This is a genomic window from Terriglobia bacterium, assembly GCA_020072785.1.
Lineage (GTDB): Bacteria > Acidobacteriota > Terriglobia > Acidiferrales > UBA7541 > Acidiferrum.
On the sequence record JAIQGG010000005.1, the window covers coordinates 154,524 to 175,961 of the forward strand.

Below are 21,438 nucleotides of genomic sequence, written 5' to 3' on the forward strand. Positions count from 1 at the left end.
AGGGACTCCTTCGACCTAAAAGCGACAGGGGCCGGACTCACGTCCGGCCCCTGTCCATTACGTACCTGCCATCCGCAGGCTCTAGAAGATGAACTTTAGACCCAACTGGATGGCGCGAGAGCCGCCCGAGCCGAGCACGGGGTTGACGGCGGCGGTGTCCGGGGTGGCACAGCCACAGCCGAAGATGCCAGTCTGTGACGGATCGCCGAAGTTGCCCTGGCCCCAACCGCTGCTGCCACCATAGGGATTGGCGAAGTGGGGATGGTTGAACAGATTGAACGTTTCGACGCGGAACTGCGCCTTGAGGCGTTCGCCGAATTTGAAGCTCTTGCTGACGGACAGATCGACGTTGTGGAAGCCGGTATCCCGGAAGATGTTGCGGCCCATCTTGCCCCAGGTGCCCGGGGCCGAAGGAGTCATAACCGAATTGCCGATAGCGTAGCAGCCGAACTGCGCGAGGGTACCCCCGGCGGTTTTGTCGGCCGCAGCATTTATGCACGCAGTCCACTCTGCAATGGATTGCGCAGAGGCCAGCGGGACAGTGACCAAGCTACCCGCGGTGGTGTAACTACATGATCCCGTGGACGCATCTGTAGGATCTCCGGTGCAGTAGGGGAGTGAGTTCGGCCCGCCCGATTTGAAGTCCGCCGGATTGCCGAAGAAATCCCAGCGCTCGGTAGCTTCGCTGGTGCCGCTGATTCCGGTGTCATTGTAGGCCACTGACTGATCATTCACACCCCAGGGCTGGCCACTCTGAAGAGTGAGGATGGTATTGACCTGCCAGCCTTCGAGGAGCTGACTCCTGGTCTTCTTTTCGGGGAGGCTGTAGGTCAGAGAAAGAGTAAAGCGATGACGGATATCGTAGTCGCTGCTGCCATGTTCCGCGGCCGGATTCATGCTGTCCTGGGGAAGGAAGGCAACCCAGTTGGAGGACATGAAGTCCAGGCCGTGGGAATAGGTGTAGCCGGCCACGAAATCAAGGCCATGATAGTTGCGAGCGGTCAGAGTGCCCTGCAAGCCGTTGTAGGTGGAACCGTAGAGATTGGAGAGCTGGTTGATGATCCCGAGATAGGGGTATTGGGCAGCGTAAGGCCGGGGCCCCCCACCCAGAGCAGGCTGATTGACGTCCCGAACACCGGTCAGCTTCACGCCGTGATTACCGACGTAGGAAAGGTCGAGGGAAAGCTTGCCGGAGAAGGCGTGCTGGATACCCAGCGTCCAGTTCTCGACGTATGGAGTCTTGAAATTGCGATCCATGGAGAAGGTGTCACAGGGATCGGGGTTATTGCCACCGGCTTCCAAGGCCAGGCCATCGCCGCACTGAACCAGTCCCGTGACGCTGGCCGGATAGATGGCGGTGGATTGATCCACCCAATTAAGGCTCGATCCGGGGAGCGTAATTCCCGAGGTGATGATGTTTCCGATGCCTGGGGTGGTGACCGAGGGATCGCCAGTGACAATCGTGGCGCCTGTGGGAATCGTGCCCACACCTAGGGTGACAGTATTTTGCGTGTTTTGCTGGGACATGAAGGTATTCATGGACAAGAGGCTGTAAATGAGGCTGCCCCCTGCGCGGACGATGGTAGTGCCCTTACCGCTGACATCCCAGGCGACACCAAAACGCGGGGAGAAGTTCTTGTGATCGCCATTGTAAACCGAAGAGATGTTCTTGCCGACTTGCTCCAAGCCGACCGAAGGCTCCCAATTGCCGAGCAGATTGCTGGCTTCGGTGGGAACGCCGCGGTACTCGTAGCGCAAACCGAGGTTCAAAGTGACATGGGGAGTGATGCGCCAGTCGTCCTGGACAAAGCCGGCGTAGAGCCATTGAGTGATGTTGCGAGTGGGATCGCCGGCCAGAAAAGTGGTGTTGCCGGGAATGCCCTTGAGAAAATTTTCCAAACTACCAAAGCGGATGCGGCCGCGGCCGCCGCGGAAGGTGGCCTGGTGGACCATGTCTTTGCGGAGTTCCCCGCCAAACTTAATGGCGTGCTTGCCACGCAGATAGGAGACCTGGTCAATAAAGTCAACGACCTTGTCGGGTCCGACGATCTTGGGGAAGTTGTGGAAAGCGCCCAGTTGGGTGAAGCCGGAAACGCGGAGATCGGGGATTCCGCTCAACAGGGGATTGGAAAGGCCGGTGTTGATGACGTAGGGGTAATTGACATCGTTGGGGATGATCTGGAGAACGTAGTGAGTAAAACCTCCGCGGAACTCGTTGACCCAAGTAGAGTTGGGGGTCCAGGTCCAGGTGCCGGAGACATCCTGGGCGCGGGAATGAACGTTGGTGCGGAATTGGGGAAGCAGCTCGATGAAGTCAAAGCCCACGATGGTGTCGTTGCCGAAGAAATAGGAGCCGCTCAGGGCGTTATGTTCGCTGATGTGGTAATCCACTTTGCCCAAAGCGTTCTTGGAACTGTTCTCGTTGGGATAGTTGATGAGAACACCTTTCCCCTGGCTGGAGTTGGGCGTGTAAAATCCCGCCAGATAGCTGCTAAGCGGGTTGACCGACATGCTTTGAGCGATAATATCCGCCGTGGCGTCCGGAATGCTCTTGGTGCAGTCGCCGGTGAGGAGCACAACGCAGCCGTTGCCACCGCCACCCGCGATGGAAGCGGTTGTGGGGACGTTGGCCTGGATCGAATTGCCGACGGTGTACATCAGGCCCTCATATGCGCCGAAATAGAAGAGTTTATCCCTGATGATGCGGCCGCCCACTGTGGCGCCGTACTGTTCGAGATTGAGTGGCGTTTTCTCCGCGGCAAGACCGGTACTGGGATCGATCGCGGGGTTGAAGTAGTTGCGGGCATCCCAGGAATCCTTGCGGCCAAAGGCATAAGCAGTGCCGTGGATGTCGTTGGTACCGGACTTCAAGCCGACGCTGGTGACGGCGCCGGGCTTCCAGCCGAATTCGGCCTTGGGGTTGACCTGGGTGTTGAATTCCTGAATGGCGTCGATGGGAAGGATGGTCGCGGCGTCGCCGATGACCGCGGCGGCGTTGGTGATGCTGAGGCCCATGAAGGCTTCGTCGTTGGTGATGCCGTCAACGATGTAACTGGTGTCCTCGGGCCGGATGCCGTTGGTGCTCTGGGTCCAGGGTCCGCCGCCAGGGTAGATCGTGGTGCCGGGGCGGAGGGAGACGAGGTTCTGATAGTTGCGGCCGTTCAACGGGAGGTCGTTGATGATCTCATTGTTGATGGTGCCGCCGAGGGTGGTGCTGCTGGTGTCCACCATGGGGACGTCCTCGGTTACCGTGATCGTCTCGGTCTTCGCGCCAGTCTGGAGAACGACATCAACGCGGACCTCCTTGCCAACCTCCAGCAGGATGTTCTGGCGATCAAGCGCCTTGAAACCTTTGGCCTCCACATGCACTTTGTACGTACCTGGCAGGAGATTGGGCGCCAAGTATTCCCCGGATTCATCCGTGGTCAGGTTGCGCGAGATCCCTCTCTGCACGTCCGTGACGGTCACGGTGGCACCGGCGACGTTCCCGCCGGATTGGTCGGTGACGGCTCCCATGATGCGACCCGTGCTGCCTTGCGCAAACATCGGCACACAGGCCAGCAACAGCGCGAGACTCACAGTCAAAATGCGCACAGCCATTCCCAAACGGAATTGCCGTTTCATAGTGCTTCCTCCGGTATTGGAACGCATGAAAAGCCTCCACCCCTGAAAAATGGTATAACCGCTATACCGTCATATGAGACGATGTGTCAAGCACTTTCCTCAAAAAAATTACTTCCAGCAATTACAAAGATTCGTCCTCCAAAAGCTATTCCCCAGTAATTTAATGGGTTAGACTGCCCTGCCGGGGAAACGAGGACTAGCCAACTCCGCTTCCCTCCGATTTTCCCCTACCGACTCTGGAGGCTGCCATGAGACGAATCCATACCGGCGCCCTATTCGCGGTCAGCATCCTGGCTGCAGGTACATTCGCCGCCCCAAGCGATAAGTCCGCCACTACGGCCACTGCGGAAACGGCCGCCATCCAGGCAGACCTCGCTTTGGTGCAAGCTATCGAAACGGGCGACCAACCCGCCTTGGCTGCGCTTCTGGATGATGACTTTACCTGGACCGACCTGGAGGGGCGGACGCGCACCAGGGCGCAGGTGCTTCAGGACCTGACGAAGCTCACCGCCAGCAAGACGAACCTGCGGGTGCGCAACTACGGCACCGTCATCTTTTTTACCGGCAGCGCCCAAGTCGCCGCGCATAACATCCGCTTCGTGCGCGTCTGGGTAAAGCGCCCCAGCGGCTGGCGCGCACTGCTGCATGAGGACACCGCCATTGTCGGGAAAACCGCCGCACCACAGGCCACCGTTCCCGCCGGTACTCGCTGCGAGAATCCCTGCACTGCCGTGCCGGACATGCCGCAAGCTCCCGTCGCGCGGGAAGTCGTCGCCTCCTGGCAAGCCCTGGAGACCGCCGTCAACCGCCGCGACGCCGACGGCTGGGCCGCGCACGTCGCCGACGAGTTCGTCTTCAACGTAAAAGATAACGGCAACCCGCTCACCAAAGCCGACCGCATTGCCACCATCAAAAAACAGGCGCAAGACGCCACCACCACGGACATCGGCGCGGTCCTGCCCGGTTCCATGGCTGTGTGGGTCTTCGGGGAGACGGCCGTAATGGCCGATGTTCAGCAGCCGACCATCGGCGGCGATCCCTATCGCGCCATGCGTATCTGGATAAAACGCGACGCCCGCTGGCAGCTCGTCTATAGTCAGCAGACGATCATCCGTCATCCCGTGCAAGCTGCTCGGTGATCGGCCTGCAGCGGCACCGCGTTCGGCACTGGAGCAGTACCCTTCCGCGCGCCCGCACAGGCCGCCCTCGTGCTCCTTTTCCATTTGTGGCACAGTAACAACCCATGCCCGAGTCCCGGAATCCACAACGCTCCTGGCGTGCCGCCCTTTCCTATCCGGACTTCACGCTTTACCAATCCGCACGGCTCCTGATCGGCTTCTCCCAGGCCATGCAGTCGGTCGCCGTCGGCTGGCAGGTCTACGAGATCACCAAGCGTCCCCTGGATCTTGGTCTTGTTGGGCTGGCGCAGTTTCTGCCCGGAATCTTGCTCTTCCTTGTCTCCGGCCATGTCGCCGATCGTTTCGACCGCCGCAGGCTCTACGCGTTTTGCTGCGCGGGATTTGCCGTTTGCTCCAGCCTGCTTCTCTTGCTCATCTATCGGGGAAACCATTCGGTCTACCCCATCTATCTCGTGCTCATTCTCCTCGGCGTAGTTCGTTCCTTCAGCTGGCCCCTGGGCCAGGCGCTCTTGCCGCAGTTGATTCCCGAAGAACATTTTCCGAATGCCGTGGCCCTGGGCGCAACCGTCACGCAGACGGCCATGATCCTCGGTCCGGCCATCGGCGGCGTCATTTATGCATTCTCCCGCGGCCCTTCGGCCGTCTATGGCACCGCGGCCGCCGCTTCGCTGGGCGGCATGTTGGCCACGCTCCGCATCCGCTCCCGGGCCAAGCCGCGCCCGCCGGAGCAGATGAGCCTCACCACGGTCCTGGCAGGCCTGCGCTATATCTGGACCCAGCGCTTGATCCTCGGCACGATCTCGCTCGACCTCTTCGCGGTTTTACTGGGAGGCGCGGTGGCTCTTCTTCCGGTCTACGCGCGGGAAATTCTCAGCACCGGGCCCTGGGGTCTCGGCCTGCTGCGCAGCGCCCCCGGGGTCGGCGCCGCGGCCATGGCCTTTCTTATGGCCCATCGCCCGCTGCGCGGGCGCGCCGGGGCGACCATGCTCTGGTGCGTCGCCGGTTTCGGCTTGTTCACCGTTCTCTTCGGGATCTCCCGAAGCTTTCCGCTCTCTCTGCTTGCCCTGCTGCTCGTCGGCGCCACGGACATGGTCAGTCTGATCATCCGCAGCACCATGGTGCAGCTCGCCACGCGCGATGAGATGCGCGGCCGGGTAGGCGCCGTCAACATGCTGTTCATCGGGGCTTCCAACGAGCTTGGCGAATTCGAGTCCGGTCTCACCGCCGCATGGTTCGGAACCGTCCCGGCCGTTGTCCTCGGCGGCCTCGGAACCCTCTTCGTCGCCGCCATCTGGGCCTGGCGCTTCCCCGAAATCCGCCATTCCGACCAATTCAGTGGCCCGCAATCCTAGTCCGCAGCGGCCCCGGCCATCAATCCTGTACGGTATAGATCCATATCTCGGCACCGTGATCGGCCCGCGCCGGAACGGCCAGGAAGAAGCGATCGAAGCCCTTTCTTCCTTTTCCAAAGTAACCGGCAGTGCGCGCGCCTAGGGACGAGGGCACCTTGGTGAGAAGCTGGTAGTGATCGGCGTCCTTCTCTTGAAATACGCTGATATAACCCTCTGCCCCCGGAATGTAAACGCGCTGGCGCGCGGAATCGTAGAACACTTCATCCGCTTCCTGGACGCAGGGGAGCGTGGCGACCACGCGGCCGGAATTGGTGTCCAGCACGACCAGGCTGGCCGGCTGATGCGTGACGACAAACAAGCGGTGCTCCGCCTCATCCAGCGCCATGGGAAAGTTCTGCTCCACGGTCAAAGGCCACCGCGTAATCGCACGGGTGCTGCGGTTGATCACCGCGACCTGCTTCAAATCCGGTAGATTCACGTAAATATTGGGGCCCGACTTCTCCAGCTGGAAGGATTCGGGATGGGCGCCCAGGACATATTCCTCCTTCAGCCGCTCGTTGGTCGTGGCATCGACCATTCCGATGGCGCCGGTTTCGTCCTCGCCATAGCCGACATAGACCCGCTTCGTCGCCGAGTCGTAGCGCAGGTTATCAACGTCACCATGGAAATCGATGGTTTTGATCAAATCAAAGGAAATTCCGTCATAGATGTACAGCTTGCCCTTGCTGCTGCCGACAAAAAGCTTCTTTGTCTCCGGAGAGTAGGCTATGCCTTGCGGATTCGGCACCCCGCTGATGCTGTGCGCGCGGATTCTGGCGCTGATGTCGATGACCTCTACCGTATTGTTGCCCAGCGCGGAAATAAAGAACTGGTTCCGGCCGTCGTAACCCGAATGGTCGAATCGTCCCTGCACACCCGGAAGAGGGATGGCTTCCGTCAGGACAAGCGGCTGCGGACGATCCCCTGGCGCTCCTTCTTGCGCGCCTACTTGCGCCGCGAATCCCGCAACCAACGCAACTCCCATGCACAACCTGCAAATCTTCGTCATTCTGGCCTCCGTGCCAAACCCGCGAACGAGCTCATTTCTTCCGAATAAGCCTCAAGACCATACAGCGCAGCGCTTGACGGGTCAATGCCCCGGTGATAGAAGCGCAAGACGGATGCACTGGCGGATACATACCAGAGCGTCTTGTCCATCGTTGTGTAAACTGCGGAGGTCGCTGATGAAACTCCACTTTGCACTCAAAGCCGTCACCTTGTTTGCTCTCCTGGCCGCATTCCTTACGGCTCCGCACCTCTCCCTGCTCACCCACGCCCAGCTCAGTACCGGGAAGCCGCCCGCCGAATCGATCGCTACGCATGGCTACGTGGTCGCTACCAAACCCATCAAAGGCTCGGCCATCCCGGCGGAATACACCCTGGTGCTGACGCGGGACGAGATCTACGTACCCATCGCCATTCGTAAGCCAGAAGGCAACGGGCCCTTCCCCGTCATCACCATGGCTTCCGGCGAGGGGCGCGAAGGCATGAAAAAAGTCGAGCAGTTGACGGAAAGCCTGGCGCAGATGCAGGACCGCATGCTCGCGCGGGGCTACGTCGTGGTCACCATCAACTACCGCAACGAAATCCCGTACGAGTACGAGCACGCCAAGCCGCCGCAAAATCTCCCCGACAGCATCAGCGGAGAGCGCCGCATGCTGAAATCGGGCCCGACGCTCGACCACGAGGACTTGATCGCCATCCTTCGCTATCTCCAGTCCCTGCCCTATGTGGATAAGGACGCCGTCGGCTCGATGGGCGTCAGTCACAGCGGCGAGATGATCCTGAAGGCGGCGAGCGAATACACTTTCGGAGCCGGCGTGTGCATCGAACCCGCCGCGCATGAGTTTCTGACGATCGACACGGGCCCGACGGCGCCCCGCAAGGATACCGAGATCCAATTCAATGACATCGAAGTCGTCCGGAAGAGAGCCAATAAGGCAGAGGCGATGGAGCGCATCCAGCGCATTCACACCCCCATCCTCGTCTTCGGCCGCGATACGGATCACCAGCAGGGCGTTTTCAAGCTGACCTACGAGTGGATGAAAGAAGCCGGCAAGGACGTGGCCTGGCAAAGCTTCGACCACCCTGTCCACGGCTACGTATTCATCTACCCCCAGAAAGACGGCTCCTACAAGCCCGATGAGATCCAGAAAAAGGCCTTCGATATATTCATGGATTATTTCGACAAGCACCTGAAGCATTCGCACGCGGCGGCCCAGTAATGCATGATCCCGTGTGCACCGGCCGGGATGGGGGAGTGGACGAACCATGTTGATCACCCATGACGCCTCTGGCGTCCTCGCACAGTCTCGCTGCTGGCCTCCACTGCGGGGAGTGAAAATTCTCGCGCTGGCCGCTCTGCTTCTCTTCGCCCTGCCGGGCGAGCAAGCCTGGGCGGCGAACGCCAAAGAAGACGGCTCGATCGCCGGCCTTACGGCGAAGCTGGTTGACGTCCATGGCGTCCGGACGCGGTACTACGAGATGGGTCAGGGCGAGCCGCTCGTGCTGGTGCACGGCGAAGGCTGGTCCGGCCACTCCAGCGCCAACACCTGGTCCAAAAACATTCCGGGGCTGGCCCAGCGCTTCCACGTCTTCGCGCCGGATAAACTCGCCTCCGGCATGACCGGCAATCCCCTGGACGACAAGGACTACAACATCCAGGGGGAAGTCGAGCACCTCTACCAGTTCATCCAGACCCTGCATCTCGGAAAAGTGCATCTCATCGGCCAGTCGCGTGGCGGCGGCTGCGCTTTCTTTCTGGCCGTGGCGCATCCGGAGATCGTCAGGACTTTAGTCATCATCGACAGCCTCACGGCCGCACCGGACGGCCCCAACACCCGCCAGGAAGCTTTGGCCAAGTGTCCCAAGGAGCCCGATTGGGTGGAGTGGAAGTGCCGGCTCCAAGCTATCTCCTTCCTGCCCGACGCCGCTTTCGACGACGAGTTCTGGGAGGCCGGAAAATATATGGCCAGCCTGCCGAAATCGCTGGAAACCGCAGCGAAGGTCAAAGCCGGCGCCGGCGAGCCGCTGGCTTCACAATTCAAAGAGTGGAAAAAGACGGTGCACGAGCGCGTGAAAAACGAAGGCCTTTTGCAGATGCCCGTGCTGCTCTATTGGGGACGCAATGATCCCTCGGCCGTTCTGGCACGGGGATTGGATCTCTTCGACATCATCGCGGAGAAAAACCAACGTACGCGGATGTTCATCACAAACAAGGCCGGCCATTTTCACTATCGGGAATATCCGGCAGAGTTCAATCAGAACGTCATCCACTTCATCGACTACTGGGAGCATCAGCCGGCGGGAACGCCGACCGCGGCAGCAAAAAGTTTTTGAAGATGCCGGAGTTATCTCAGACCAGTTTTGCCCGCGAGAGCGGCAATTCCCGGATCCGCTTCCCCGTCGCCGCGAAGATGGCGTTGCACAGCGCCGGCGCAAACGGCGGAACAGCGGGCTCGCCCGCTCCTGCCGGTGGTGCATCACTGGGCACGAGATGAACATGCGTTTCGGCCGGCGTCTCTTTCATCCGCGCCACCGGATAGTTATGAAAATTAGACTGATCGATTACACCGTTCGTCGCCGTAATCTCTCCCATTAGCGCCAGGCTTGCGCCGAAGACGGCCGAGCCTTCGACCTGGGCGCGCACCCGTTCGGGATTGACCACTGTTCCGGCATCAAAGGCCGTATCCACGCGCCGAATCCGGATCTCCCCGCGGCCGCTCACGTCCACGCGGACCACCGTGGCCGCATAAGTGAGAAAGCACCGGTGCACCGCCAGGCCCATGCCCGAGCCCTGGCCGAGTTTCTGCTGGCCCCAGCCCGCTTTCTCCGCTGCCAGCTCCAGCACGCGCCGCAGACGAGCCGTGTCGATCGGGTATTTTTCGTAGGGCGCGCCATAGTTGGGATAGTCCGCAGGCAGGGCGTTGCGCTCGAGGATGCGGTCCGGCCCCAGCAGCGCCAGCAGATACTCCAGGCTGTCGCGCCCGGCGGCGTGCGCCAGTTCGTCCGCAAACGATTGCACCGCAAACGCATGATAGACGTTGCCCACCGAACGCAGCCATCCGATCCGCACGTGCGCTTTCGCGGCACCGTTTTCCACGCGCAGATTGGGAATCGCGAAGGGTACGTCGCACAGGCCGTGATTCAAATCGCGGGGAAGTCCGTACACCGCGTTTACATCGTTCATGGAATTGATCGGCGGGAATGCCGAGCGATGCAGCCAAGCCGTCGGTTTTCCGTCCGGGCCCAGCGCGGCCTTCAGGTACATCGCGGCCACCGTATGGTAGTAGTCGAAATGCAGATCGTCCTCGCGCGTCCAGACCACTTTGACCGGCCGGCCCGTCTGGCGGGAGAGGAGGGCGGCTTCCACCGCGTAGTCCGGCTTCGATTTTCGCCCGAAGCCCCCGCCGAGAAACGTGACGTGGCAGAGCACGTCTTCATTCTTGATTCCCAGCGCCTTGGCGACCGCTCCTTGCACAGCCTGCGGGTTCTGCGTGCACACCCACGCCGTCACTTTCCCGTCGCGGTACTCGGCCACTGCCGCAGGCGGCTCCATCGGAGCGTGCGCCAAATGCGGCGCGTAATACTCCGCTTCCACCACTTTGCCGCCCTTGGAGAATTCCGCATCCACATCCCCGGAGTTGCGAACCACCTTGCACGGCTTGCGCACCGTCTCCTGCAGTTCCCTCTTGTAAGTGTCCGAGTTGTAACTCGCATTGGCCCCGTGATCCCACTCGATCTTCAGCTTCTTGCGGCCTTGCATGGCTGACCATGTGCTTTCCGCCAGAACGGCCACGCCCCCCAGCGCCTGAAACCCGTGCGGCGGTGTGAACGGTTCGATCGGAACAACCTGGCGCACGCCCGCGACGCCGAGTGTTTCCTTGTCGTCCAGGGACTTGATCTTTCCTCCAAGAACCGGCGGCCGCTCGAGCGAAGCGTACAGCATGCCGTCTACGCGCATGTCCTGGCCGAACATCGCCTTGCCCGAACAGAGCTCCGTGATGTCGTAGTTCTTTGCTTCTTTTCCGATGTAGCGCCACTCGCTTCTGGCTTTCAGCGCTACTTCTTCTTTCTCCGGCACTGGCAGTTTTGCGGCCGCCGGCGCCAGTTCGCCGTATCCAATCTTCCGTCCCGTTGGCCGGTGCACGACGACGTGCAGTTCGGAGGCGCATTCGGCCACCGGCACGTTCCACTGCAGCGCCGCAGCGTTCACCAGCATCCTGCGAGCGCTGGCTCCGGCCAGACGCATCACGTCGAAGAATAATCGAACCGATTTCGAGCCATCGGTGTCCTGCGTCCCGTATTTCGGATCGCCCACCGCCTGTTCAATCCGCACGCGGGTCCAGTCGGCATCCAGTTCATCGGCCACCACGCGCGGCAGCGACGTCCGGATTCCCGTGCCCATCTCGGAGCGGTGCGCGATGATGCTTACGCTCCCGTCACGAGCAATGGCCAGATAGACATTCGGCTGGAAAGCCATTCCCTCCGGCAGTCCCGACGAGCCGGATTGGGCGGCCCAGAGAGTCTCCGGATACGCACGGACGCACAACACCAGCGCTCCGGCCGAGACCATTCCCTGCAGAAATCCGCGGCGGCTGACGTTTTCGATTCTGTTCATGGGTCCTCCCGGGTGAAAAACAGCCGGGCTGCGAGAGCTAGAGCTTCACGAACTCCCGGCCAGATCAGTTTTTATGGCACGTATCACAGACCGTCTTGGCATTGTTCTTTTGATGGCAGTCAATGCAACTGAACATCGTCTTGACGCTGGTGGTCTCCGCCATGGCTTCCATCTGCGCCACCTGCCCGTGGCACATTTCGCATTTCATGCCCGCCTGCAGATGCGGGCGATGCGCCCAGGTGACGCCCGGGAGCACGGCGTAAATGCGCACCCAGGGAACCGGCTTCCGGGACTTTGCAAACTCCGCGAGTTTCTGGATGGCCGGCTTGTTCTTGGCAATCGAAGCGTGGCACGACATGCACTTGCTCGTGGCCGGAAACGTCATAAGGGTGCCGGGATCGGGATTCGTGTGACAGGCCTTGCACTGCAGGCCGAAGCTCAGATGTTTTTTGTGGCTGAAGGGGATGGGTTGCGCGGGCGGCGCAGGATGCATCGGGTTATCGGGCACGATCTGCGGAACCGCGGGCGGTGGCCCCGGCGCCTGCGCCGCGAGCGCAACCGCCGTAGACAGGAACATGGACATCGCTACGCTGGCTGCCACCCGGGTGAAATTTTCCTTTTTCCCATTCATGCGCACACCTCGTGGATTAATCCTGCTGCCGCCGATCCCATCGGCCGCTCTGGCCCGTCAACTTTCCCGGTTTCTTCATTGCAGAATCCGCTGCCTGCGCGCGTATCATGCTTTTTTCTTCAGTACTTCCTCTATGCTGGTGCCAAAATCCTTCAGCATCACCGTCGCCGCATTGCGTCCGGGCGCTCCCGTCACCGAACCTCCGGGATGCGTCGTGGCGCCGGTCTGGTACAGGCCGGGGATTGGCATGCGGTGCTGCGCCCACCCGGGCATCGGGCGCATGGGGCCGACCTGCGACGCGCTTTGCGCGCCGGCATGCGCGCTGCCGTGCCAGAAATGCGGGTTCATGCGCTCCAGATCGAGGGGGCTCTCGATGAAGCGCGCGAGGATCTTGTCGTCGGTTAGATTGGGTGCGAAGCGCCGCAAGTATTTCAAATACGCATCGGAGACCTGGTTCTTGATGACGTCCCAATGCTGCGGATCTTCCTTCAGCTCGTAGGGCTGCCAGCCAAGAACCTTAACCGTATGCATGCCCGCCGGGGCGCGCGACGGATCGGCCACGGTGCAGCAGATCACCTGCAGGGAGGGATCCTCGAGAGTGACCACGCCACGGGCATCGTCGTAGGTGCCATGCAACGCCCGCTCCGGAGAAGCCAGAATGCCCGATTCACAGGGGGAAAGTGTGCCGCCGGAGACGGCGTACTTGGGAGGTTCCGTGGTGGCGTAGTGGGTGACAAACATGGCGTGCTCCGCCTGCCAGGTATCCACACCATCGATGAAGTCCTGGCCCCACAATTCTCGCGGCGCCATATCCACCAGGTGCTTGATGTGGATCGTGGAAAGCACGGCCTTCTCGGCCCGGTACGCGCTGCCGTCGTCGCATTCCACCCCCGTGCATCTGCCGTTCTCCACGATCAGCCGCCGCACCCACTTGTTGGTGAGGATCACTCCACCGTTGGCCTCGATCACCCGCGCCAGCGCCTGCGTCAAGGCTCCCGATCCGCCCTTGGGAATGGGACGCCCCGAACGCTGCTGTCCCGGCGCCGCGAAGGCCATCCGCCCAGTCACCGGCGCATCCGCCGGCTCCGCCGACAGATGCGACATATACAGCATGAACGTGCGGCTGTGGTCGTCCTCAAAAGCATCCCGGATGATCTCCCAGGCAGACATCGCCAGGCGCCGCTGCCACAGCCTACCGCGCGGGACATCCGCCAGCCGATCGTTGAGCGGCTTTCCGAAGCCGATGGGCGTGAAGGTCGAAGCACCCAGGATCGACTTGACGGCCTCAAACTCGGTCAGCAAGCGCCGGTAGGCGGCCGCATCTTTTTTGGAAAACTTGGCGAATTCCGCGCAGGTGCGGTCCAGGTCGCGCCACTGCGTCAGATAGCTGCCGTCGGCAAACGGCACATGGAAGATCGGATCGGGATCGATGTACTCCAGACCGTAATTGCGCAGCCCGAGTTCATCGTTGCGCAGCATCGGGTTGGCTTGAATGAAGGTGTGCGCCGTGGCGCAGACGTCGTCTTTGAACCCCCGCAGCGTCAGTTCCGCGGTCTTGACCCCGCCGCCGACTATCGGCCGTCCCTCGAGGACGATGATGCGGTAGCCGGCTTTGGCCAGGTAGGCGGCCGCGGCCAGGCTGTTGTGCCCGGCACCGGCCACGACGATATCAAAGCGATCGCGCGGAGCCGCTTGCGGCTCCAGAGCGAAAGCGTTGACGGCCAGAGGCGCAATGGCCGCACTCTTCACAAAGCCGCGCCGCGTCATCTTGCTCATGCCATGCCTCCCGTGAAACGCGCGCATTCTAGCACGTTCGCGCCAATTGCACTCTTAGGCAAGCGTCAAGCGAGATTGCGCCGCAGGGTCTCGCGATCCAGTTCCTTTTCCCAGCGGGCGACGACGAGAGTGGCGACGCCATTGCCGATCATGTTCACCAGGCCGCGGAACATGCTCATGAAGCGGTCAATGCCCAGAACCAGGGCCATGCCCGCCACGGGGATGGTCGGCACGACCATCAGCGTGCCCACCAGGGCGATGAACGAGGCGCCCTGCACGCCGCTCGCGCCCTTGGAAGTGAGCGTGGCCACGGCCAGGATGGTGATCTGCTGCATCACCGTCAGATGGATATTGGTGGCCTGGGCCACAAAGAGGGCCGCCAGCGTCATGTACAGGCTGCTGCCGTCGGTGTTGAAGGTGTAGCCCGTGGGCACCACGAGCCCCACGAGCGGCTTCGAGCAGCCGAGCTTTTCCAGCTTGGCCATCAAGGTGGGCAGCGCCGTCTCCGACGAGCTGGTGGCCAGCACCAGCAGAATTTCTTCCTTGATGTACACGAGGAACTTGACGATGTTGAAGCCCGCGACCCGGGCAATCGCGCCGAGAATGATGAGCACGAAAAGAATTGAGGTGATGTAGAACGTGGCGATCAGCTTCGCCAGCGGTCCGAGCGAGGCGAGGCCGTATTTGCCGACGGTAAAAGCCATGGCGCCGAAAGCGCCAATGGGCGCGAGGCGCATCAGAATATTGACCACGCCGAAGACCGCATGCATCAGGGCGTCGAAGAGATCAACGAGCGGCTTGCAGCGCTGACCGATGCTGGAGAGCGCGAAGCCGAACAGAACAGCGACAAGCAGGACTTCCAGAATGTCGCCCTTGGCGAAGGCGTCCACCACGGTGGTGGGAATAATGTGCATCAGGAATTCCGTGACGCTCTGCGCCTTGGCGGCGCCGGCATAGTCGGCCACGGCCTTGGCATCCAGTCCGGCGGGATTGACGTTGAAGCCGCCGCCGGGCTTGACCACGTTGCCGACGACCAGACCGATCAGCAGGGCCACCGTGGAAACGATCTCGAAATACAGCAGAGCCTTGCCGCCGACCCGCCCGACTTTCTTCATATCCTGCATGCCGGCGATGCCGGAGACGACGGTGCAGAAAATGATCAGGGTGATGATCATGGTGATCAGGCGGATAAAGGCGTCACCGAGGGGCTTCATGGCGATGGCTTTAGCCGGACTGAAGTAACCCAGGGCTACGGCCACAACGATGGCCAGCAGCACCTGAACCCACAGACTCGCGTAAAACGGTTTCTTGGGTGCTTCCGGCTCCTCGGCGGCGAGGGCAGGCGACTGCGAAGCGCTGAAAAATCCCATTGGTCGGTCCTCTCAAGTGTGACCGCAAAGCGGTCAACCGTTCCTGCAAACGTTCGTTTCCGATTCCAAGCTGGCTCCGTTCGGGGGAGACCAACAGTATGCAGACACCTCGAGTAACGAGACTTTGCCCGATGCACGTCAGAAGCAAATTCACACGCATCGAGGCTCAATCCCGCTGACCGAAGGCACTACACTCCGCCACCTTCTGGAATTGGGTTCCGATGGTGCCAACTGGGGCGCCGCAGCGCAACTATTTTCTGTCTGCGTCCGGCGGAGACGCCCGCGGAGATCGCAAGAAGGGCCCGCGGGAGGAGAACGGCGTGACGCCGGAGGGCCCGGGGGCGCATTTGTAGTGATAATTCTTTCTTATATTATAGGCAATAATTATTAATTGGACTGATTCGCCCCTTCCCTCGCATTCTGGTAACGTCTTTGGCGTACTCCATCTATGGTCGCCAGCGCGTACGAATCGAAGCCACGAGTGTCCGGCACAGCCGGGAGCGCGATTCGTGTAGTCGTGCGAATTCGCCCCATTCCTGGAAGCGCGCGCGGAGACAGCGGCGGGTGATGGCAGCCTAGGAGAGAAATTCAAGCAAGACCCGGGGCCATCATCCAGAGCTGGATGATGGCCCCGCAAATTTTCGGGGCCGCGCAGTTCGCCGCGAGCCATGAGGAGCGAGAAGTGAGCAATCCCCTACCCAGACCCCGGAGCAGCGCGCTGACCGACGGGGCGCACCGCGCCGCGGCGCGGGCCATGCTGCGAGCCACGGGTTTGCGCGACGAGGATCTTGCGCGGCCGCTCATCGGCATCGCGAACACGTGGACCGAGATCGGTCCCTGCAACTACCACTTGAAAGAACTTGCGGAGCACGTCAAGGCGGGCGTCCGGGCCGCGGGCGGCACCCCGCTGGAATTCAACACCGTATCCATTTCCGACGGCATCACCATGGGCAGCGAAGGGATGCGCACGTCGCTGGTGAGCCGCGAGGTGATCGCGGACTCGATCGAGCTGGTGACGCGCGGCAACCTGCTGGACGCGCTGGTAGTGCTGGTGGGCTGCGACAAAACGATTCCGGGCGGGGTGATGGCGCTGGCGCGGCTGGACATTCCCGGGCTGATTCTCTACGGCGGATCCATCGCGCCGGGACAGTTTCACGAACGTCCGGTGACGATCCAGGACGTTTTCGAAGCGATCGGCGCGCATGCGCGAGGCGGCATGTCGGACGAGGATCTGCATGCCCTGGAGTGTTCCGCGTGCCCGGGCGCGGGAGCGTGCGGGGGACAGTTCACGGCCAACACCATGGCGCTGGTGTGCGAATTCCTGGGGATTGCGCCCATGGGGCTTTCGAGCATTCCGGCCACGAACAAAACCAAGGAGACGGCGGGGCACAAGGCGGGCGAGATGGTGATCGAGCTGCTGCGCCGCGACGTGCGGCCCAGCGCCATTATCACTCCGAAGTCACTGGAAAACGCGATTGCGGGGGTGGCCGCAACGGGCGGCTCGACCAACGCCGTGCTGCATCTGCTGGCCATCGCCCAGGAAACGCAGCTGCCGCTGGTGATCGACGATTTCGACCGCATTAGCGCGCGTACACCGCTGCTGGCGGACCTCAAGCCGGGCGGGCGTTTTGTGGCCACAGACCTGTACGCAGCGGGCGGCACGGCGCTGGTGGCGCAGCGGCTGCGCCAGGCGGGTCTGCTGCACGGCGAATGCCTCACCGTGACGGGAAAGAGCATCGGAGAAGAAGCAGCCGCGGCGAAAGAGACACCGGGCCAGGAAGTGGTGCTCCCGGCGGCCAAGCCGATCAAGCCCACGGGCGGGCTGGTGATTCTGAAGGGCAACCTTGCGCCGGAAGGCTGCGTGGTGAAAGTGGCGGGGCACAACATCCAGGAGTTCCGCGGGCCGGCGCGGGTGTTCGACAGCGAAGAAGCGTCGTTCGCGGCGCTGCAACAGGGCGGAATTCGCGCGGGCGACGTGGTGGTGATCCGCTACGAGGGACCGAACGGCGGACCCGGAATGCGCGAGATGCTGGCGGTGACCGCGGCGCTGGTGGGAGCGGGGCTGGGCGACAGCGTGGCGCTGCTTACCGACGGGCGCTTCTCCGGAGCGACGCACGGACTGATGGCCGGGCATGTGGCGCCGGAAGCGGCGACGGGCGGACCGATCGCGGCGCTGCGCGACGGGGACATGGTGGTGTTCGACATTCCGAAGCGGGCGTTGCGCGCCGAGGTTTCCGAAGACGAGCTGCGCGAGCGGCTGCGCAGCTGGACGCCGCCAGCGCCGCGCTATACCAGCGGAGTGATGGCGAAATACGCGCTGCTGGTCTCCTCCGCATCGCGCGGAGCGATCACCACGGTGCCTGCCGGGGTACGTTCCTTGTCCGCGCCGTCGCCTGCAACGACACCGCTTCCGGCGAGGACGATATGAAACGAACAGGCGCGGAAATTCTCTGTGAAACGCTGCACCGCCTGGGGGTGAAGGACATTTTCGGGTACCCCGGCGGAGCGATTCTGCCGACCTATGATGCGCTGGGCCGCTCGCCGCTGCACCACGTGCTGGTGCGGCACGAACAGGGTGCGACGCATATGGCCGACGGCTATGCGCGAGCGAGCGGAGGAGTGGGCGTGGCCATGGCCACGTCGGGCCCCGGAGCGACGAACATGGTCACGGGGATCGCCACGGCCATGCTGGATTCTTCGCCGGTGGTGTGCATCACCGGGCAGGTGAGCAGCAAGCTGCTGGGAAGCGATGCGTTTCAGGAGATCGACATCACGGGCATCACCATGCCCATCACCAAGCACAACTCGATTGTGTCGCGCGCGGAGGACATCGCGCGGACAGTGCGCGAAGCATTCGTCATCGCGGCGTCGGGCCGGCCGGGACCCGTGCTGGTGGACGTCACGAAAGACGCGCAGCAGGGGACATGCGAGCTGGACTGGGAGGCCGCCACACCGAAGCTGCCGCCGAAGCGGGTGCACCCGGCGTGCGAAGCGAGCGAATTTGCCCGGGCCGTGGAGATGCTGAACTCCGCGAAACGGCCGGTAATTCTGGCGGGACACGGGGTGCAGATTGCAGGCGCGGTGCGCGCACTGGAAGCATTCGTGCGCCGCGGACACTTCCCCGTGGCCATGACGCTGCTGGGGATCGGAACGTTTCCGGCCACCGATCCGTTGAATCTGGGGATGATGGGCATGCACGGGGAAGCCTGGGTGAACCGCGCGGTGCAGGAATCCGACCTGATCGTGGCCGTGGGGATGCGCTTCGACGACCGCGTCACCGGAGACCTGCGCACGTATGCGACGAGCGCCCGGAAGATTCACATCGAGATCGACCGCTCGGAGATCAACAAGAACGTGAAGGTCGACGCGGCGCTGGTGGGCGACGCGCGCGAACTGCTGGAGCAACTGCTTCCCTGCCTGGAGCCGCGCGATCGCAGCGAATGGGTGGACTACATCCGCACGCTGAAGGGCCATTCCGCGGTGCGCGACATTCAGAGCCTGCCGGACAGCGGGCATCTCTATGCGGCGCACGTGATCAACGATTTGTGGAAGGAAACGAAGGGGCGTGCGCTGGTGGTCAGCGACGTCGGGCAGCACCAGATGTGGGAGGCGCAGTATTACCACCACGACCGGCCGCGTTCGCTGATCACCTCGGGCGGTCTGGGGACGATGGGGTTTGCCCTGCCGGCGGCGATCGGGGCGAAATTCGCGAAACCGGACGACGAGGTTTGGGTGGTGGTGGGCGACGGCGGGTTCCAGATGACCATGTGCGAACTGGCGACGATCGTGCAGGAGAAAATCAACGTCAAGATCGCCATCATCAACAACGGCTACCTGGGTATGGTGCGGCAGTGGCAGGAGTTTTTCTACGACAAGCGTTACGTGGCTACTCCGCTGGTGGCCCCGGATTTCTGCGCGCTGGCCAATGCCTTCGGAATCCGCAGCGAGAAGATCTGCACGCGCGGCGAAGTGCTTCCGGCGATCCGCAAGGCACGGGAAGCAGCAGAGACGGTTCTGCTGGACTTCCGGGTGGAACAGGAAGACGCGGTGTATCCGATGGTGCCGGCGGGCGCGGCGCTGCACGAAATGATCCGGCGACCGAACCCGCTGGTGGAAACCGCGACGGAGCCGTGAGGAGCATATGAAAACACTGGTAGCGTACGTGGAAAACAAACCAGGAGTGCTGAACCGCGTGGCGTCGCTGGCGCGGCGTCTGGCGATCAATATCGATTCGCTGACGGTGGGACCGACGGAGAACGACGAGATCGCGCGGATGACCGTGGTGGTGCACACCGACGAGCAGGGGGCGCGGCGGGTGCAGGCCAGCCTGGAAAAGCTCGTGGACGTGCTGCTGGCGGAGAACATCTCGGGGCGGCCTGCGGTGGTGCGCGACCTGGCGTTGATCAAGGTGGCAGCGGACCAGAAGTCGCGGCCGCACCTGATGGAGCTGGTGAAGGTCTTTCGGGCCCGGGTCGTGGACGTGGCGCCGGAATCGCTGATCCTGGAAGTGTCCGGAACGGTGCACAAGATCGACAGCCTGCTGGAAGTGCTGCGGCCGTTTGGCGTGCTGGAGATGGCCCGCACCGGCAGCGTGGCGATGACCCGCGGCGCGGACCTGCTGCAGCCGCCGGTAGCGGCGGAAGCCAGCGCCGGCAGCAGCGTCAAACCGAATTAAACCGGAACACAATCAGACGCCCGCGCGGCCGCTCCACAGTGCAAACCCGCGGAGCCTTTCGGAGGAAGAGAATGGCGAAGATGTATTACGAAAACTCGGCGGACCTGGGCCTGATCCGGGCGAAAAAAGTGGCGATCCTGGGCTATGGATCGCAGGGCCATGCCCATGCGCTGAATCTCCGCGACAGCGGGGTGGAGGTGCGCGTGGGGCTGCCGGAGAAGAGCAATTCCCGCGCGCGAGCGCAGAAAGACGGGGTGACCGTGCTGACGCCGGCGCAAGCGGCGGCCTGGGCGGACGTGATCATGATCCTGGCGCCAGACACCAAGCAGCCGGCGCTGTACCGCGAAGCGGTGGAGCCGAGCCTGAAGCCCGGAAAGATGCTGATGTTCGCACACGGCTTTAACATCCGTTTCGGGACGATCAAGCCGCCGGCAACCGTGGACGTGACGATGATCGCGCCCAAGGCGCCGGGACACCGGGTGCGCGAGGTCTTCGTGGAAGGCGGAGGAACGCCTGGCCTGCTGGCGGTGCACCAGGACGCCACGGGCAGCGCCAAGGCGCTGGCACTCTCTTATGCGCGTGGGATTGGCTGCACGCGCGCCGGGGTGATTGAGACGACGTTCACCGAAGAGACGGAGACGGATTTGTTCGGCGAGCAGGCGGTGCTGTGCGGCGGGGTGAGCGCGCTGATCAAGGCGGGATTCGATACGCTGGTGGAAGCGGGTTACCAACCGGAGATCGCTTATTTCGAATGCCTGCACGAGATGAAGCTGATCGTGGACTTGATCTACAAAGGCGGGCTGAGCTACATGCGCTATTCGGTGAGCGACACGGCAGAGTACGGGGATTACACGGGCGGGCCGCGCATCGTGACCGAGGAAACGCGCAAGGAGATGCGCAAGATGCTCGCGGAAATCCGCGACGGAAGCTTCGCAAAGGCCTGGATTGCGGAAAACGAAAAGGGCTGCCCGAATTTCCGGGAGATGCGGCGGCGCGAGCGCAAGCTTCCGATCGAAGCGACGGTGGGCCCGCAACTGCGGGCGATGATGCCCTTCCTGCAGCCGGTGATTGCTCCGGAAGAATAAGGCAATTAACGGGCTGCGGCGGCGGGCGGCGAATATGTCTCACGGCGTGGAGGCATCCCAGCCGGGCCGGATGCCGCCGCAACAGCGAACGGACTTCGGTGCAAAGTTCCACAGAGTTGACAGCAGC

General features: G+C 62.3%; 14 protein-coding genes. 8 read left to right on the top strand and 6 right to left on the bottom strand.

The window, feature by feature from the left end; genetic code table 11:
* Nucleotides 1–81: 81 nt before the first annotated feature.
* Entirely contained in the window at nt 82–3,624 is a 3,543-nt protein-coding gene (locus LAN61_13525; GenBank protein MBZ5541531.1) for a TonB-dependent receptor, read from the bottom strand.
* A gap of 248 nt (nt 3,625–3,872) precedes the next feature.
* On the opposite strand from LAN61_13525, the gene LAN61_13530 reads away from it, so the two are divergent.
* Together LAN61_13530 and LAN61_13535 are read left to right on the top strand one after the other, a co-directional pair.
* A complete protein-coding gene (locus tag LAN61_13530) occupies nt 3,873–4,763 on the top strand; it encodes a nuclear transport factor 2 family protein (protein ID MBZ5541532.1) in 891 nt (296 codons plus the stop codon).
* Nucleotides 4,764–4,867: 104 nt separating this feature from the next.
* A complete protein-coding gene (locus tag LAN61_13535; GenBank protein ID MBZ5541533.1) occupies nt 4,868–6,115 on the top strand; it encodes an MFS transporter in 1,248 nt (415 codons plus the stop codon).
* Nucleotides 6,116–6,134: 19 nt separating this feature from the next.
* Here LAN61_13535 and LAN61_13540 read toward each other — a convergent pair whose 3' ends face one another.
* On the bottom strand, nt 6,135–7,163 hold the full coding sequence (locus LAN61_13540) for a YncE family protein (GenBank protein MBZ5541534.1): 1,029 nt from the start codon (nt 7,161–7,163) through the stop codon (nt 6,135–6,137).
* A gap of 175 nt (nt 7,164–7,338) precedes the next feature.
* Between LAN61_13540 and LAN61_13545 the strand changes: the two genes are divergently transcribed.
* The gene (locus tag LAN61_13545) at nt 7,339–8,379 is read left to right on the top strand and encodes a prolyl oligopeptidase family serine peptidase (GenBank protein ID MBZ5541535.1); all 1,041 of its coding nucleotides are present in this window, start codon (nt 7,339–7,341) and stop codon (nt 8,377–8,379) included.
* Between the two features lie 46 nt (nt 8,380–8,425).
* Nucleotides 8,426–9,493, top strand: coding sequence for an alpha/beta hydrolase (locus LAN61_13550; protein ID MBZ5541536.1), 1,068 nt, complete (start codon nt 8,426–8,428; stop codon nt 9,491–9,493).
* 16 nt (nt 9,494–9,509) lie between these two features.
* On the opposite strand, the gene LAN61_13555 is transcribed toward LAN61_13550, so the two are convergent.
* The 4 genes from LAN61_13555 to LAN61_13570 form a co-directional block, all read right to left on the bottom strand.
* Complete coding sequence (locus LAN61_13555) at nt 9,510–11,774, bottom strand: molybdopterin-dependent oxidoreductase (protein ID MBZ5541537.1); 2,265 nt, start codon at nt 11,772–11,774, stop codon at nt 9,510–9,512.
* Between the two features lie 64 nt (nt 11,775–11,838).
* Nucleotides 11,839–12,405 (bottom strand): cytochrome c3 family protein, encoded by a 567-nt coding sequence (locus LAN61_13560; GenBank protein ID MBZ5541538.1) that lies wholly within the window; start codon nt 12,403–12,405, stop codon nt 11,839–11,841.
* Nucleotides 12,406–12,510: 105 nt separating this feature from the next.
* The gene (locus LAN61_13565; GenBank protein MBZ5541539.1) at nt 12,511–14,181 is read right to left on the bottom strand and encodes an NAD(P)/FAD-dependent oxidoreductase; all 1,671 of its coding nucleotides are present in this window, start codon (nt 14,179–14,181) and stop codon (nt 12,511–12,513) included.
* Between the two features lie 65 nt (nt 14,182–14,246).
* Nucleotides 14,247–15,551: a dicarboxylate/amino acid:cation symporter gene (locus tag LAN61_13570; GenBank protein ID MBZ5541540.1), complete on the bottom strand. Its 1,305-nt coding sequence runs from the start codon at nt 15,549–15,551 to the stop codon at nt 14,247–14,249.
* Between the two features lie 625 nt (nt 15,552–16,176).
* On the opposite strand from LAN61_13570, the gene ilvD reads away from it, so the two are divergent.
* The 4 genes from ilvD to ilvC all read left to right on the top strand — a co-directional run bounded on the left by ilvD (nt 16,177) and on the right by ilvC (nt 21,311).
* The gene (ilvD, locus tag LAN61_13575) at nt 16,177–17,979 is read left to right on the top strand and encodes a dihydroxy-acid dehydratase (protein ID MBZ5541541.1); all 1,803 of its coding nucleotides are present in this window, start codon (nt 16,177–16,179) and stop codon (nt 17,977–17,979) included.
* The gene (ilvB, locus tag LAN61_13580; protein MBZ5541542.1) at nt 17,976–19,685 is read left to right on the top strand and encodes a biosynthetic-type acetolactate synthase large subunit; all 1,710 of its coding nucleotides are present in this window, start codon (nt 17,976–17,978) and stop codon (nt 19,683–19,685) included. Before ilvD ends, ilvB begins: the two co-directional genes overlap by 4 nt.
* Before the next feature lie 7 nt (nt 19,686–19,692).
* Nucleotides 19,693–20,226, top strand: a complete 534-nt coding sequence (gene ilvN / locus LAN61_13585) for an acetolactate synthase small subunit (GenBank protein MBZ5541543.1) — start codon at nt 19,693–19,695, stop codon at nt 20,224–20,226.
* A 71-nt stretch (nt 20,227–20,297) separates the two neighbouring features.
* Nucleotides 20,298–21,311 carry a ketol-acid reductoisomerase gene (ilvC, locus tag LAN61_13590; protein MBZ5541544.1) on the top strand — a complete coding sequence of 338 codons (1,014 nt, stop codon included), beginning with the start codon at nt 20,298–20,300 and terminating at the stop codon, nt 21,309–21,311.
* The last annotated feature ends 127 nt before the right edge of the window (nt 21,312–21,438 follow it).

What these genes read in the sequence shown, in the direction of transcription:
- LAN61_13560 (MBZ5541538.1), bottom strand. Translation starts at nt 12,405, where the DNA reads ATGAATGGGAAAAAGGAAAATTTCACCCGGGTGGCAGCCAGCGTAGCG.
- LAN61_13525 (MBZ5541531.1), bottom strand. Translation starts at nt 3,624, where the DNA reads ATGAAACGGCAATTCCGTTTGGGAATGGCTGTGCGCATTTTGACTGTG.
- ilvD (MBZ5541541.1), top strand. Translation starts at nt 16,177, where the DNA reads ATGGCCCCGCAAATTTTCGGGGCCGCGCAGTTCGCCGCGAGCCATGAG.
- LAN61_13540 (MBZ5541534.1), bottom strand. Translation starts at nt 7,163, where the DNA reads ATGACGAAGATTTGCAGGTTGTGCATGGGAGTTGCGTTGGTTGCGGGA.
- LAN61_13570 (MBZ5541540.1), bottom strand. Translation starts at nt 15,551, where the DNA reads ATGGGATTTTTCAGCGCTTCGCAGTCGCCTGCCCTCGCCGCCGAGGAG.
- LAN61_13535 (MBZ5541533.1), top strand. Translation starts at nt 4,868, where the DNA reads ATGCCCGAGTCCCGGAATCCACAACGCTCCTGGCGTGCCGCCCTTTCC.
- LAN61_13550 (MBZ5541536.1), top strand. Translation starts at nt 8,426, where the DNA reads ATGTTGATCACCCATGACGCCTCTGGCGTCCTCGCACAGTCTCGCTGC.
- ilvN (MBZ5541543.1), top strand. Translation starts at nt 19,693, where the DNA reads ATGAAAACACTGGTAGCGTACGTGGAAAACAAACCAGGAGTGCTGAAC.
- LAN61_13530 (MBZ5541532.1), top strand. Translation starts at nt 3,873, where the DNA reads ATGAGACGAATCCATACCGGCGCCCTATTCGCGGTCAGCATCCTGGCT.
- LAN61_13555 (MBZ5541537.1), bottom strand. Translation starts at nt 11,774, where the DNA reads ATGAACAGAATCGAAAACGTCAGCCGCCGCGGATTTCTGCAGGGAATG.
- LAN61_13565 (MBZ5541539.1), bottom strand. Translation starts at nt 14,181, where the DNA reads ATGAGCAAGATGACGCGGCGCGGCTTTGTGAAGAGTGCGGCCATTGCG.
- ilvB (MBZ5541542.1), top strand. Translation starts at nt 17,976, where the DNA reads ATGAAACGAACAGGCGCGGAAATTCTCTGTGAAACGCTGCACCGCCTG.
- LAN61_13545 (MBZ5541535.1), top strand. Translation starts at nt 7,339, where the DNA reads ATGAAACTCCACTTTGCACTCAAAGCCGTCACCTTGTTTGCTCTCCTG.
- ilvC (MBZ5541544.1), top strand. Translation starts at nt 20,298, where the DNA reads ATGGCGAAGATGTATTACGAAAACTCGGCGGACCTGGGCCTGATCCGG.